Source organism: Streptomyces griseochromogenes (assembly GCF_001542625.1).
Taxonomy (GTDB): domain Bacteria; phylum Actinomycetota; class Actinomycetes; order Streptomycetales; family Streptomycetaceae; genus Streptomyces; species Streptomyces griseochromogenes.
Window position 1 is genome coordinate 1,527,355 of sequence record NZ_CP016279.1, and the last position, 12,999, is coordinate 1,540,353.

A 12,999-nucleotide genomic window follows, 5' to 3' on the forward strand; every position below is an offset into this window, starting at 1 on the left:
CGGCCCGCCGTACAGGGGCGCCGCACGCGCCAGAGGAACTTGCCCGCCAACTCCCCTCCGATGTTCACTCCTTCGGGTGGCGGGTCAGGTGATGCGCGACCACTGCCCACCGGCGCTGGGAGGGTCGGGAACCGTACGAACCGGGTGTACGCACCACTTGGCACCAAGACCACGGGGCGCCACCCGGGCCCTCGGGTAGACGAGTTCAGGATTGCGAGCACCGGTGCAGAAGAAGCGGCCTCGGCGCACAGGCAGGCAGACGGCCCCCGAGGGGGCCGCCGAGCAGACCCCCGTGGGCAGCGGCCGTCGCACCCATGTGCGCACCCGGCTGATCGTCGCCGTGGCCGTGGTGGCCGCGGCCATCGCCGGAGCGGGGGCACCCGCGCTGCTGACCGCCTCCCAGGACCTGAGCGACTCGCAGGACCTGGTGACGCTGGCCGCCCGCACCCAGGACGCGATCGCGCTCGCCCACTCGCTGGCCGACGAGCGCGACGAGGTCACCTCCTACGTCGCCGCCGGCCGGCCCAAGTCCAAGGCCCCCTCCGAGCAGCGCAGCGCCCGGGTCGACCGTCAGGTCCAGGACCTGCGCGCCGAGAGCGACACCCCGGCCGGGCTGCGCGGCGACCTCGACGGGATCTCCGCCGTCCGCCGCGCCGCCCTCACCGGCAAGACGAACGCGCTCCAGGCCCACCAGGCCTACTCCGCCACGATCACCGAGCTGCACCGGCTCGCCGACGACCTGGCCGAGCAACTGCCCCCGCGGGCCGGCTCGGGCGTCCACGCGCTCGCCGAACTGGACTCCGCCGTCCAGCAGTCCGCCGCCGCGCGGGGCCTGCTGCTTGCCGCGCTCAACATCCCGGCCACCACCCGGACGGTGGTCAACCCCGTCACCGGCCTGCCCACCACGACCAGCGCCCCGAGCGAGGCCGACCGCAAGCAGCGCGACGCGCTCACCGCCGCCGCCCAGCAGGCCCGGCTGCGCGCCGACGCGGCCCTCGCCGACTTCCGGGACACCGCGCCCAAGGCGGCCGTCGACTCCTACGACTCCACGGTCACCGGACCCGAGGTCAACTCCGCCGAGCAGTACCTCGCGTCCCTCACCGACCAGCCGACGTTCACCGACGGCGAGGCCGGCACCAGCGCCAAGAAGCTGGACGCGGCCCTGTCCGCCCGTGTGGACCTCATGCGGGGCGCGGAGTCGGCCCTCTACGACCACCGCGGCAAGGACCTCGAAAAGCTCCGGGACGACGACGTCACCGCCCTGGAGATCCGGATCGCCGTCCTCGGCGCCCTGATGCTGGCCGCCGTCGGCATCGCCACCGCCATGGCCCGCACCCTCACCCGACCGCTCTCCGTCCTGCGGCGCGGCTCGGCCCGCCTGGCCGAGGCGGCGGACCCGACGGCCCAGGAGCCGATCACCTTCACCGGCCGCAACGACGAGTTCGCCCAGGTAGTCCGCTCGGTCAACGCCCTGCACACGCACGCCGTCGCCCTGCACGAGCGCGTGACCACCCTGGAGACCGACCGCAAGCACCTGGTCGGCCAGCGGCAGAAGATGGCCGACGCCCGCGAGGAACTGCGTGCCGAGCTCGATGCGTCGGCCGCCCATCTCGAACGGCTGCGCACCAGCATCGGCGGCACGTTCGTCAACCTCGCGCTGCGCACCCTGGGACTGGTCGAGCGCCAGCTGGCCGTCATCGAGGGCCTGGAGGAGCGCGAACAGGACCCCGACCGCCTGGCCACGCTCTTCAAACTCGACCACTTCGCCACGGTCATGCGCCGCCACAGCGAGAACCTCCTGGTCCTCGCCGGCACCGAGCACGTCCAGCAGCACCACGGCCCGGTCCCGCTGGTCGACGTGGTCCGCGCGGCGGTCAGCGAGATCGAGCGCTACGAGCGTGTCCGCATCGCCGCCCTGCCCCCGCACGCCCACGTGGCGGGCTTCGCGGCCGACGACCTCTCCCATCTCCTCGCCGAACTCATGGAGAACGCCACCTCGTTCTCCCCGCCGGACCTGCCGGTGGAGGTCTCCGGCTGGCTGCTGGAGAGCGGTGAGGTGATGCTGTCGGTCCAGGACGAGGGCATCGGTATGGCGGCGGACCGCCTCGACCGTCTCAACTCCCGCCTGACCGCGTTCGATCCGGAGTCGCCGTACGACCAAGAGGGCGAGGCAGGTCTCGGCCTCGGCCTGTACGTCGTGGCCCGCCTGGCCCACCGCCACGGCGTCCGCGTCCGGCTGCGCGCACAGAAGCAGGGCGGAGTGGCGGCGGTCGTCGTCCTCCCCCAGCCCCTCCTCACCGAGGCCGCACCCGTCACGCCCCCGCCCGCCGTCGTCCTCTCCGAGACCACCCAGACCTTCACCCTCCCCGGCGCCGACGCCGAGGCCAACTCCAACGTCCTCCATCCCCGCCCGAAGCACCGGGACCCCTTGGTGGCCCTGGCCGAGAAGACGGCCCGCGAGGCGGAGAACAAGGCCCCGGAGACAGAACGGACCACCCCGGAGCCCGAGGGCGACACACCACAGCCGGATCCCGCCGACACCGAGCCGCCCCTCGACAGCACCGCACCGCAGGCAGAGGCCGGCGTGGCCGGGCTGGACTTCGAGAGCGCCGCGCCGTGGGCCCAGTCAGTTGCGGATGTCCCGGAGTCCGGGAACAGCGAGCCGCATGCCGAGGCGCCTGCGGCCGGGCTGGACCACCGCACGGGGACGCACCCCGACACAGGTCCGGACGGGCTGGAGTCCTGGGGTGCCAGGACGCACAGCGACGCGGGTCTGGGCGGGCCGGAGCCCGGGGAGGCCGAGACGCACGTCCGGGCGGAGGCCCCGGAGCTGGGCGTGGTGGAGTCGCCGACCCGGCCGAAGGAACCGGCGGAGACCTTCCCCGAGACGGCGATGGAGCCGGTGCAGTCCTTCGCCGAGACGGTGAAGGAGCCGGTGGAGTTCTTCGCCGAGACGGCGATGGAGCCCGTGGAGACCCTTGCCGAGACCACGATGGAGCTGTTGCTTCCGGAGGTCTTGACGGAGGCCGCGGTCGCCGACGGCGGGGACGCCCCACAGGGGCCACCCGCACCCGGCGACGAGAGCCGCACGGGTGGTGCGGGTGGGAGCGAAGACGCCGAAGGCGAAGCCGAGGCGGTCACCAGCAAGGGCCTCCCCAAGCGCACTCCCAGGATCACCACGCCCACCGCCCCGCCCCGCCAGCGCAGCGCAGGCGTGGACGCGGAAGCCCTCCGCCGCAGACTGGGCGGCTTCCGCCAAGGAGCCCAGGCCGGCTACCGCGACGTAGAGGCAGAGATCTCAGCACGCACCGAACCAGCCACGGGGGGCACAGCCGAGGAGGCAAGCAGTTGACCGCGCCCAGTACCTACGGCCTGAGCAGTGAAGCCCGCAATCTGCACTGGCTGCTGACCAACCTGGTCGAGGAAGTACCCGGCATCCAGTCCGTCGCGGTCGTCTCCTCCGACGGCCTGCTCCTGCTCTCCTCCGACCCCGCACGCACCGCGGAGTCGAGGGAGAGGCGCCGCCCCAAGGGCCCCCGAGGCTCCTCCGCCGACCTCGCCACCATCGTCTCCGGCATCGGCAGCCTCACCGTCGGCGCCGCCCGGCTGATGGAGTTCGGCGGGGTCAAGCACACGATGATCGCGATGGACGAGGGCAGCCTCTTCGTGATGTCGATCAGCGACGGCTCACTGCTCGGCGTACACGGCTCCGCGGAGTGCGACATGAGCGTGGTGGCGTACCACATGGCACTGTTCGTCGGCCGCGCCGGCCACGTCCTGACCCCGGAACTCCGCAGCGAGCTGCGGAAGTCCATGGAGGCCGAGTCGACCCGGAGCGCCCGATGAGCGGCCCGGCTGCCGGCAGGCAGCAGCTCCCCGTGCGCGGCGGCGACCGCAAGCCCGCCCGCGTCCGCCCCTACTCGCTCACCGGTGGCCGTACCCGCTTCGGCCACGTTCTCCTCGTGGAGACGTTCGTGTCCAGCACGGCCGCGCTGGAGGCTCCCGAGGAGCGCAAGGAGCTGACGAACAGCTCTCCGACGACCCGGGTCATGCCGGAGATGAGGGCCATCGTCGAACTGTGCCGCCGTATGCGCACGGTGGCCGAGATAGCCGCGCTGCTGAGAATGCCGCTCGGCGTGGTCCGCGTCCTGCTGAGCGATCTCGCGGACCAGGGAAAGATCCGTGTGTACGGCACCGGGACCGGTCACGGCACCGGCCGCCCGGACCGCGCTCTGCTGGAAAGGGTGCTCAGTGGACTCCGCCGTCTCTGACGTCACCGGCGTCACCCCTCTCGTCTCCGGTTTCGCCGAGCCCGACGAGGACCTGAAGGCCTGGCAGCTGGACCGCAACCGGGCCCCCGTCGCCACGAAGATCGTGGTCGCGGGCGGCTTCGGCGTCGGCAAGACCACCTTGGTCACGACCGTCTCGGAGATCACGCCGCTGCAGACCGAGGCGCTGATGACCGAGGCGAGCGAGGGCACCGACGACCTCTCCGCCACACCGGGCAAGCTGACCACCACGGTGGCCATGGACTACGGCCGCCTCACGCTCGACGACGATCTGGTGCTCTACCTGTTCGGCACGCCGGGCCAGCAGCGGTTCTGGTTCATGTGGGACGACCTGGTGCGCGGCGCGATCGGCGCCGTCGTCCTCGCCGACACCCGCCGGCTGAAGGACTGTTTCCCCGCACTGGACTACTTCGAGAGCTGCGGGCTGCCGTACGTCGTCGCGGTCAACCACTTCGACGGCAGCGAGCTGTTCGAGCCGGAGGACGTGCGCGAGGCACTGACGATCCCCGCGCACATCCCTGTCATGATCATGGACGCGCGGCGCCGGATCTCGGCGATCGAGACCCTCCTGGCCCTGGTGGGTCACGCGCTGGACGAAACCCCCGAGTAGTCCCCAGCCCCGTAGGAGAAACACCCGTATGCGGAAGATACTCGTCGTCGGAGCCGGCCAGTCCGGACTCCAGCTCGCCCTCGGCCTGCAGTCGCACGGCTACGAGGTCACCCTGATGTCGAACCGGACCGCGGACGAGATCCGCTCCGGCCGCGTCATGTCGACGCAGTGCATGTTCGACACGGCCCTGGAGCACGAGCGCGATCTCCAGCTGAACTTCTGGGAGTCCCAGGCCCCGAAGATCGAAGGACTCGGCGTCTCGGTCGCGGCCCCCGGCTCGCACGACCCCGGTCCGACCCAGCGGGCGATCGACTGGGTGGGCAGGCTCGACGGGTACGCGCAGTCGGTCGACCAGCGGGTGAAGATGGCCGGCTGGATGGAGACCTTCGCCGAGCGCGGCGGCCAGCTGGTCATCCACGGCGCGGCGGTGGGCGACCTCGACTACTTCTCCCGCACCTACGACCTCGTCCTGGTCGCGGCGGGCAAGGGCGAACTGGTGTCGATGTTCGCCCGTGACCCGGAGCGCTCCCCGTACACCGAGCCGCAGCGCGCTCTCGCGGTGGCGTACGTGCACGGACTCGGCCCGCGCGCCGAGCACCCGGACTTCCACGCGGTGCGCTGCAACGTGGTGCCCGGCGTCGGTGAGCTGTTCATCATGCCGACGCTCACCACCTCCGGGCCGGCCGACATCCTCTTCTGGGAGGGCATACCCGGCGGCCCGCTCGATGTCTTCAACGGCGTCAAGGACCCGGCGGAGCACCTCTCCCTGACCCTGGAACTCATGGAGAAGTTCACTCCCTGGGAGTATGCGCGGGCGTCGAAGGTCGAACTGACGGACGCCGGTGGCACCTTGGCCGGCCGCTACGCCCCGACCGTCCGCAACCCCATCGGCCGGCTGCCCTCCGGCGGGCTGGTCCTCGGCGTGGCCGACGTGGTCGTCGCCAACGACCCGATCACCGGGCAGGGTTCCAACTCCGCGTCCAAGTGCGCGGCCGCCTACCTCGCCTCGATCCTGGAGCGGGAGGACAAGCCGTTCGACGAGGAGTGGATGGACAGCACCTTCGAGCGGTACTGGGCCACGGCACAGCACGTCACCAAGTGGACCAACGCGATGCTGGCACCGCCGCCGGAGCATGTGCTGAACCTCCTCGGCGCGGCGGGGCAGCTGCCGACGGTGGCCGACCGTTTCGCCAATGCGTTCAACGACCCCTCCGACTTCGAGAACTTCTTCTACGACCCGGAGAAGACAGCCGCCTACCTGGCCTCGGTCGCCGGCGCGTGACAGGCCCCTGACCTGCGGTCGGGCTCTCGTTGTCGGTCGTCGTCGGCGCTGTGGCTGGTCGCGCCCGCGCGGCGGAACCGCATGTCAAGCGGGGTCCTGCCTCCCTGAGTGGTTGTCCGGACGTACGGCGCCGAGTACCGGAAACGACGCCAGAGGTGAGAGCTTGATCTTCTCGCCCGTTCTGGGGGCCTGTACGACCTCTCCGTCGCCCACGTACATCGCCACGTGGGTGGCCTCGGGGAAGTAGATGATCAGGTCGCCGGGGCGCAGGGTGCTCAGGGGGACTCTCTTGAGCTGAGCCCATTGTTCCTGGCTGGTGCGGGGGATCGGGGTGCCCGCGTGGTCCCAGGCCTGGGAGGTCAGGCCCGAGCAGTCGTAGGAGCCGGGGCCCTGAGCGCCCCACTGGTACGGCTTGCCGATCTGGTCCATGGCGTAGCGGACCGCACGGTTCCCCTCGGGGGTCGGGGGCCGGCCGTCGTCGCCCAGGGCGCCCGAGGCCGTCAGCTTCTGCTGGGCGTCGGCGACCCCCTGCCGCTCCAGCCCGGTCACCGCGCTCATCTGTTCCGGAGTGAGGGCGGCGAGGAGCCGTTCGACGCCGGAGAGCCTGGCCCTGACGTCGTCGCGCTCCTTCTTCTGCCGGTCGGCGAGGGCGAGCTGCGCGTCCAGGACCTTGCGGGCCGACCTGGCCAGCGCGTCCTTCTTCTTCTCCGCGCCGGTCAGCCGGGCCACCGTCTCGACGCGCTCGCGGGCCAGCCGTCCGATGACATGGCCCTCGTCCAGCGCGTGCTGCGGGTCGCGGGCGAGCAGCAGCCGGACGTAGGGGGAGAGTTCGGTGCTGTTCTGGTACTGCTGCCGGGCCAGGCGTCCGGCCTGGATGCGGCTGTCCTGCAGGGCCAGCCGGGCGCGGGCCAGTTCGCCGTCGACGCGGGTCACTTCGGCCCGCCGGCGCTTGAGCTGCTCCGCGGTGGCGTTGTAGGTCTCGGTGGCCTGCTCGGCCTGCCGGTACAGCTGTTGAAGGTCCGTCAGCAGCTGGGCGACGGACCGCTGCGGCACGGGTGCGGCCGTGGCGGGTACGGGTGCGAGGACGGCCTGGGCCGCCACCGTGGCCGTACACGCCAGGCGCAGCAGCACTCCTGACACGTCATCACCTCCGATGCGGGGCGAGCGGACCCTCCGCCCGCCTTCGCATCGTGATAATCAGACGTGTCCCCGCGGTGTGCGCAGCATCGATGCGCCGTCCGGCGCAACCTTCTCACCCGGTCGGGTCATCCGACTTGCGGGACTTCGTATTGTCGGGCTTGGACCAGGGCCACCTGACGCGCCCGCCTCGGCCCCCCGTGTCGCCCTCGGCGGCATACTGGTACTTCCACCCCTGCACCAGGCCCAGCTTGCCGCTGTGCCCCCTCGGCACACGGCGATAGACCAGCACGGTGGGCGGGCCGCCGGCCGCGTCCGGGACGGGGATGCGGTACGTCTTCGGGGGGTGGCCGGTCATGCCCAGCAGCACGGGCAGCACGCGCCCGTCCATGGGGCCGCCCTCGAAGGGGGTGTCCTGACTCTTCACGGTCTCAGTCTCGGCCATCCTCGGTGAGCTCGCCGACGAGGGCTGCCGTCTGCGGGTCGCGGGCCGCGGTCACCGTGAGGACGGCCACGAACTGCTCGACCAGCCAGTCGCGCAGCTCCTCGGCCGGGGGCTGCTTGTCCTCGTCCAGCCAGATCAGGGAGGCCGCCTCCACCGCCGTGATCCACATCCGTACGGTCATCCGCAGCCGCGGGCCCGGCTCCGAGACGCCGAGATGGCTGAAGATGTGCTCGGCGGCGGCCCGGCGCACCCCGTCCACCGTGGCCGTGGTCCGGGACGTCTCCACCACACTGCCGCCCTGGAGCAGCGCGCTGAAGCCGGTGTCGTGCTCGTCCACGAAGGCCAGATAGCGGTCGAGGGCGTGGGACAGGCGGGGCAGCGGGGGGCCCTCGCGGGGCTCGTCGAAGCACTGGCGCAGTTCCTCGGCGGCCGAGCTCAGAGCGGCTTCGTACAGCTGCTGCTTGCCGCCGGGAAAGTACCGGTACACCAGCGGACGGGAGACTCCGGCCGCCTCCGCCACGTCGTCCAGGGACACGTCCTCCGGTGCGCGGTGCGCGAAGAGAGTGAGCGCGGCGTCGAGGAGCTGACTTCGTCGCTCCTCGACGCTGAGCCGACGGTAGGCGGGGGAGGCGGCCGGGGTCATGGCCAGCAGCCTAATCGCCGTGGGGGTCCGGGGTGGCGGCCCACGACCGCTCGCGGCCCGTGTCAGGCCAGCAGCCCCGACGCCCTCCACAGCCGCCGTCCCACTCCCCTGAGCACCCCGATGTCGTCCAGGAAGTCGGTCAACCGCTTCGCGCCGTTCTGCATGACCTCCCGCCGGTGCCCGCTCGCCTTCACCTGGGCCATCGCCTCCCGCTTGTCGAGGCCCACGTTGGTGTACACCTCGGGATTGACGAAGGCGACCGAGAACACCCGGGCGAACTCGCCGGACGTGACCCGGGTGAACTCCTGCGACCACTTCGGGGCCGTCAGCATCTGGCGGCGCAGTTCCTCGCGGGCGTAGCGGACGTGCCGGGCCTCCTCGACCACGTGGATGCGGGTGACGCCGCGGACCAGGGGCTGTATCCGCTCGTCAGGGAAGGTCAGCCGCTGCATCCAGTCCAGGACCTCCTCGCCGAGCAGGGTGGCCGTGAAGGAGCCGGGAGTGGTCGAGACGGTCTTGAACAGACGGCCCAGGTTCCGGTGGGCGCGGCTCACCGGGTACCACGGGGCGTCACCCCGTGCGATCAGCCGCGCGAACATCTTCGAGTGCCGGCACTCGTCCTCGATCTCGGTCAGGGCGTACCGGACGTGCGCGCTCGTCGCGGCCTTGTCGTAGATGTGCCGGACCAGCAACTGCATCAGGATGATCTCGAACCAGATGCCGAGCGAGGCCAGCGCGGCCGACTCGTGCTGGGAGAGCAGGATCCGCTGCTCCTCGCCCATCCGCCGCCACAGCGGAGTGTCGTAGAGCGAGACCAGTTCCGGCGGCCAGAACCACTTGCCCTCCTCGAAGGGCGCCTCCCAGTCCAGTTCCTCGTCCGGGTCGAAGGAGTGCTTGGCGGAAGAGGCGAGCAGTCGCTCGGCCACCTGTTCGCGGTCCTTGAGCAGACCGAGCGCGTCGCGCAGTCCCTCCAGCGCGTCCGCTTCCGTCAGGGTCGTCATGGCTCCCTCACCTCGTTACCCGGCGGTACAGATTCCGCTCCTTATGAGACTGCCTGTCAGCAAGCTCGTCAATCCCTTGCACATGACTTGTTGACTCGGCGTCTACGTGTGAGCCTGCGAGGTATGCCGACCTATGACCTGTACGCCAACGAGCCCCAGGACTCCCCCTGGCAGGTGCCCGCGAGCGGCGCGGCCCGGTTCAGCTGGGAGTACGACGAGGGCCGTGACCGCCTGCTCGCCCTGTACCAGAAGGGCAAGGACAAGCAGTGGGACGGGCAGAAGCGCATCGACTGGGACCTGGAGGTCGACCCGTACGACCCGCTCGGCACCCCCGACGAGTCGATGGCGCTCTACGGCACCCCGTACTGGGCCAAGCTCACCGACAAGGACAAGGGCGACCTGCGCCGGCACTACGCCTCCTGGCAGTTCAGCCAGTTCCTGCACGGCGAGCAGGGCGCGATGATCTGCGCGGCGCGGATCGTGGAGTCGGTGCCCGACATGGACGCCAAGTTCTACTCGGCGACCCAGACGATGGACGAGGCCCGGCACGCCGAGATCTACGGCCGCTTCCTGCACGAGAAGGTCGGGATGCTCTACCCGATCAACGACAACCTGCAGTCCCTCCTCGGCGACACGCTCCGCGACAGCCGCTGGGACATGCCCTATCTGGGCATGCAGGTCCTGATCGAGGGGCTGGCCCTCGCCGCGTTCGGCATGATCCGCGACACCACCACCAAGCCGCTGCCCAAGCAGATCCTCGCCTACATCATGCAGGACGAGGCCCGGCACGTGGCCTTCGGTCGCATGGCGCTGCGCGACTACTACCAGCAGCTCACCGACGCCGAACTGCGTGAGCGCGAGGAGTTCGTGATCGAGGGCTGCTACCTGATGCGCGACCGGCTGCGCGGCGTCGAGGTCCTGGAGAACTTCGGCATCCCGAAGGCGGAGGCCGGGCAGCTCAGCGAGAACTCCGAGTTCCTCCAGCTCTTCCGGCGCCTCCTGTTCAGCCGCATCGTGCCCTGTGTGAAGGACATCGGCCTGTGGGGCAAGCGGCTCCAGGAGGCCTATGTCGACATGGGCGTCTTCGAGATGGGCGACTCCAACCTGGATCTGCTGATGGCCCAGGACGAGGAGATAGCCGAGCAACTGGACGCGGAGCGGTTCGCGGCGGAGGAGCGGGAGCGGGTGGCGGAGGTGCGGGAGGCGATCGAGTCGGGGGCGGCCGAGGCCTGAGTGTCACTGATGTGCAGTAACGTGCTGGCGTGTCCATGCCTCCGCCGCCACAGCAGCCGCAGTACCCGTACGCTCAGCAGCCTCCGCAGGCTCCGGGACCGTACGGGCAGCAGCCACCGGGTCCGTACGGCTCCCCCTACCCCCAGCAGCAGCCGTACCCCGCGCAGCCGTACCCCCCGCAGCCCTATCCGCAGCAGCCCTACCCTGCGTGGGGCATGCCGCCCATGGGACCGCCGCCGAAGAAGAGGCGGGTCGGGCTGGTGCTCGGGATCGTGGGCGGTGTCGTGACCGTCGGCGTCGCGGGCCTGGTGCTGATCGGGGTGCTGGTCGAGAGCGGCTTCCCCGCGGCGAAGTCGAAGCTCACGCTGCCCCACACGTTGGTGGACGAGGAGTACGTGTTCGCCGAGGACCTCTCCGCCTCCCAGCGCCAGAAGATCGAGAACGACGCCAACAGCGACCTGAACGCCAAGGACGTCCACGCCGTGGCGGGCCGCTACAGCCCGGGCGGCGACAGCACCAAGGGCACGCTGCTGGTGTCGGGCATGTACGGCCGCTTCAAGAACCTCGGGACGGTACGCAGCGACATGCTCGAGGGTGCCGCCGACGTCTCCGACGTGACGGTGGACGAACCCGCGAAGGACGTCACCCCGTCCGGCGCCGGTACAACCGTCAGCTGTGAGGTGCTCACCCAGAAGCGGGCCCTGGTGACGCTGACCTATCCGGTCTGCGCCTGGGCGGACGGCAACACGGCGGCCGTGGTCGCCGAGGTCGACGCGTCGACGACCGATTCCGCCGACGTGGACCTCAAGGCCGCAGCCGAGCACACACTCAAGGCCCGCTCCGAGATGATCAAGCCGATCGGCTGATCGTCAGGCGGCCGGCGCGACCCGTCTCACAACCCGAGAACGGCCCGCATCACGTTCTTCGCGATCGGTGCCGCGTCCCCGCCGCCGCTGATCTCGCCCCGGTCCGCCGAGGCGTCCTCCACCACCACCGCGACCGCGACCTTCGGTTCCAGGTCGGCGTCGGCCTGCGCCCAGGAGACGAACCAGGCGTAGGGCACACCGGAGTTGCCGAGGCCGTGCTGGGCGGTGCCGGTCTTGCCGCCGACCGTGGCACCGCGGATGGCCGCGTTGGCGCCGGTGCCCTCGCGGACCACGTCGGTCATCAGCTCCCTCAGCCGTACGGCCGTCGACGGACGCATCACCTGCCGGTCGGGCCGCACCCCGTCGCCGGTGAGCGTCTCGCCGCCCTGGCGGACGGTCCGCTCCACCAGGTACGGCGTCCGCAGCCGGCCGCCATTGGCCACGGCCGCCGCGACCATCGCCATCTGCAGCGGGGTCGCCCGCGTGTTGTACTGCCCGATCGAGGACAGTGCCAGCTGCGCCCGGTCCACATGGGTGTCGAAGGTGCTGGGGGAGACGGAGAACGGGATCCGCAGCCGGTTGTCGTTGAAACCGAACGCCTCGGCGGTGGCCGACATGCCGGCCACCCCGACGTCCACGCCCAGCTTGGCGAACACCGTGTTGCACGACCACTCGAAGGCGTCCCGCACGGAGGTGTCGCGGCAGCCGTCGCCCTCGTTGGTCAGCCGGGTGGTGGTGCCGGGCAGCCGGTAGGGATCGGGGGAGTCGGTGCGCGCGTCCAGATCCCTGACCACACCCGCGTCCAGCGCCGCCGCCGCGGTGACCACCTTGAACGTCGACCCCGGCGGATAGGTCTGGCGTACCGCCCGGTTGAGCATCGGCTTCTCCGGGTCGTGGTTGAGCCGCTCCCACGCCGAGGCGGTCGCCTCGCTGTTGCCGGACAGCGCGGCCGGATCGTACGACGGCGTCGACACCAGGGCGAGGACGCGGCCGGTGGCCGGCTCGATCGCGGCCACCGCGCCCTTGCGCCCGGCCAGCGCCTGGTACGCCGCCCGCTGCGCGTTCTTGTCCAGCGTGGTGACCACGTCCCCGCCCGGGCTGGGCCCCCGCGTCACGTCGTTCCACAGGGGGAAGGGCGTGAGCATCGGGTCGCTGCCGGAGAGCACCCCGTCCTCCGCGTCCTCCAGGAGCGTGGTGCCGTACATCTGCGAGGAGAAGCCGGTGACCGGGGCGTACAACGGGCCGTCCCGGTAGGTGCGTTCGTAGCGCAGCTGCTCGCGGGTGTCCGTGGAGCCGGTGACCGGCTCGCCGCCGACCAGGATGTCGCCGCGCGGCTGGTGGTAACGGGCGATCGTGGGGCGGCGGTTGGCCGGGTTGGCGTCGTAGGAGCCGGACTGGACGATCTGTACGCGGGCGGCGTTGACGAGGAGGGCCACCAGCAGCAGGGCGCAGAACGCCCAGGCGCGCCGGATGTACCCGGCCATCGGCCGGCC

General features: G+C 71.1%; 12 protein-coding genes. 7 read left to right on the forward strand and 5 right to left on the reverse strand.

The window, feature by feature from the left end; all coding sequences use genetic code 11:
* Nucleotides 1-223 precede the first annotated feature (223 nt).
* The 5 genes from AVL59_RS07170 to AVL59_RS07190 are packed head-to-tail and all read left to right on the forward strand — an operon-like array spanning nucleotide 224 to nucleotide 6,181.
* Nucleotides 224-3,352, forward strand: coding sequence for a nitrate- and nitrite sensing domain-containing protein (locus AVL59_RS07170; RefSeq protein ID WP_208870327.1), 3,129 nt, complete (start codon nucleotides 224-226; stop codon nucleotides 3,350-3,352).
* Complete coding sequence (locus tag AVL59_RS07175) at nucleotides 3,349-3,846, forward strand: roadblock/LC7 domain-containing protein (RefSeq protein ID WP_067300484.1); 498 nt, start codon at nucleotides 3,349-3,351, stop codon at nucleotides 3,844-3,846. The genes AVL59_RS07170 and AVL59_RS07175 overlap by 4 nt, the downstream gene beginning before the upstream one ends.
* Entirely contained in the window at nucleotides 3,843-4,271 is a 429-nt protein-coding gene (locus tag AVL59_RS07180; protein WP_067300487.1) for a DUF742 domain-containing protein, read from the forward strand. The genes AVL59_RS07175 and AVL59_RS07180 overlap by 4 nt, the downstream gene beginning before the upstream one ends.
* Entirely contained in the window at nucleotides 4,252-4,899 is a 648-nt protein-coding gene (locus AVL59_RS07185) for a GTP-binding protein (RefSeq protein ID WP_067300490.1), read from the forward strand. Before AVL59_RS07180 ends, AVL59_RS07185 begins: the two co-directional genes overlap by 20 nt.
* 28 nt (nucleotides 4,900-4,927) lie before the next feature.
* Nucleotides 4,928-6,181, forward strand: a complete 1,254-nt coding sequence (locus AVL59_RS07190) for a styrene monooxygenase/indole monooxygenase family protein (protein ID WP_067300493.1) — start codon at nucleotides 4,928-4,930, stop codon at nucleotides 6,179-6,181.
* A gap of 84 nt (nucleotides 6,182-6,265) precedes the next feature.
* On the opposite strand, the gene AVL59_RS07195 is transcribed toward AVL59_RS07190, so the two are convergent.
* From AVL59_RS07195 to AVL59_RS07210, 4 genes are all read right to left on the reverse strand, one after another.
* Nucleotides 6,266-7,321, reverse strand: coding sequence for a C40 family peptidase (locus AVL59_RS07195; RefSeq protein ID WP_067300496.1), 1,056 nt, complete (start codon nucleotides 7,319-7,321; stop codon nucleotides 6,266-6,268).
* 112 nt (nucleotides 7,322-7,433) lie between these two features.
* A complete protein-coding gene (locus AVL59_RS07200) occupies nucleotides 7,434-7,763 on the reverse strand; it encodes a hypothetical protein (protein ID WP_208870328.1) in 330 nt (109 codons plus the stop codon).
* A complete protein-coding gene (locus AVL59_RS07205; protein ID WP_067300498.1) occupies nucleotides 7,750-8,406 on the reverse strand; it encodes a TetR/AcrR family transcriptional regulator in 657 nt (218 codons plus the stop codon). The genes AVL59_RS07200 and AVL59_RS07205 overlap by 14 nt, the downstream gene beginning before the upstream one ends.
* Before the next feature lie 62 nt (nucleotides 8,407-8,468).
* The gene (locus AVL59_RS07210) at nucleotides 8,469-9,407 is read right to left on the reverse strand and encodes an AurF N-oxygenase family protein (protein WP_067300500.1); all 939 of its coding nucleotides are present in this window, start codon (nucleotides 9,405-9,407) and stop codon (nucleotides 8,469-8,471) included.
* 123 nt (nucleotides 9,408-9,530) lie between these two features.
* On the opposite strand from AVL59_RS07210, the gene AVL59_RS07215 reads away from it, so the two are divergent.
* Together AVL59_RS07215 and AVL59_RS07220 are read left to right on the forward strand one after the other, a co-directional pair.
* On the forward strand, nucleotides 9,531-10,640 hold the full coding sequence (locus tag AVL59_RS07215) for a ferritin-like domain-containing protein (RefSeq protein WP_067300502.1): 1,110 nt from the start codon (nucleotides 9,531-9,533) through the stop codon (nucleotides 10,638-10,640).
* 35 nt (nucleotides 10,641-10,675) lie between these two features.
* A complete protein-coding gene (locus tag AVL59_RS07220) occupies nucleotides 10,676-11,506 on the forward strand; it encodes a hypothetical protein (RefSeq protein WP_237281855.1) in 831 nt (276 codons plus the stop codon).
* A 26-nt stretch (nucleotides 11,507-11,532) separates the two neighbouring features.
* Here the strand turns inward: AVL59_RS07220 and AVL59_RS07225 are convergent, their stop codons facing one another.
* Nucleotides 11,533-12,990: a penicillin-binding transpeptidase domain-containing protein gene (locus tag AVL59_RS07225; RefSeq protein ID WP_208870582.1), complete on the reverse strand. Its 1,458-nt coding sequence runs from the start codon at nucleotides 12,988-12,990 to the stop codon at nucleotides 11,533-11,535.
* Nucleotides 12,991-12,999 lie beyond the last annotated feature (9 nt).

Excerpts from the sequence above, each read along its gene's own strand:
- AVL59_RS07180 (WP_067300487.1), top strand. The coding sequence starts at position 3,843 with ATGAGCGGCCCGGCTGCCGGCAGGCAGCAGCTCCCCGTGCGCGGCGGC.
- AVL59_RS07210 (WP_067300500.1), bottom strand. The coding sequence starts at position 9,407 with ATGACGACCCTGACGGAAGCGGACGCGCTGGAGGGACTGCGCGACGCG.
- AVL59_RS07200 (WP_208870328.1), bottom strand. The coding sequence starts at position 7,763 with ATGGCCGAGACTGAGACCGTGAAGAGTCAGGACACCCCCTTCGAGGGC.
- AVL59_RS07205 (WP_067300498.1), bottom strand. The coding sequence starts at position 8,406 with ATGACCCCGGCCGCCTCCCCCGCCTACCGTCGGCTCAGCGTCGAGGAG.
- AVL59_RS07190 (WP_067300493.1), top strand. The coding sequence starts at position 4,928 with ATGCGGAAGATACTCGTCGTCGGAGCCGGCCAGTCCGGACTCCAGCTC.
- AVL59_RS07215 (WP_067300502.1), top strand. The coding sequence starts at position 9,531 with ATGCCGACCTATGACCTGTACGCCAACGAGCCCCAGGACTCCCCCTGG.
- AVL59_RS07225 (WP_208870582.1), bottom strand. The coding sequence starts at position 12,990 with ATGGCCGGGTACATCCGGCGCGCCTGGGCGTTCTGCGCCCTGCTGCTG.
- AVL59_RS07220 (WP_237281855.1), top strand. The coding sequence starts at position 10,676 with ATGCCTCCGCCGCCACAGCAGCCGCAGTACCCGTACGCTCAGCAGCCT.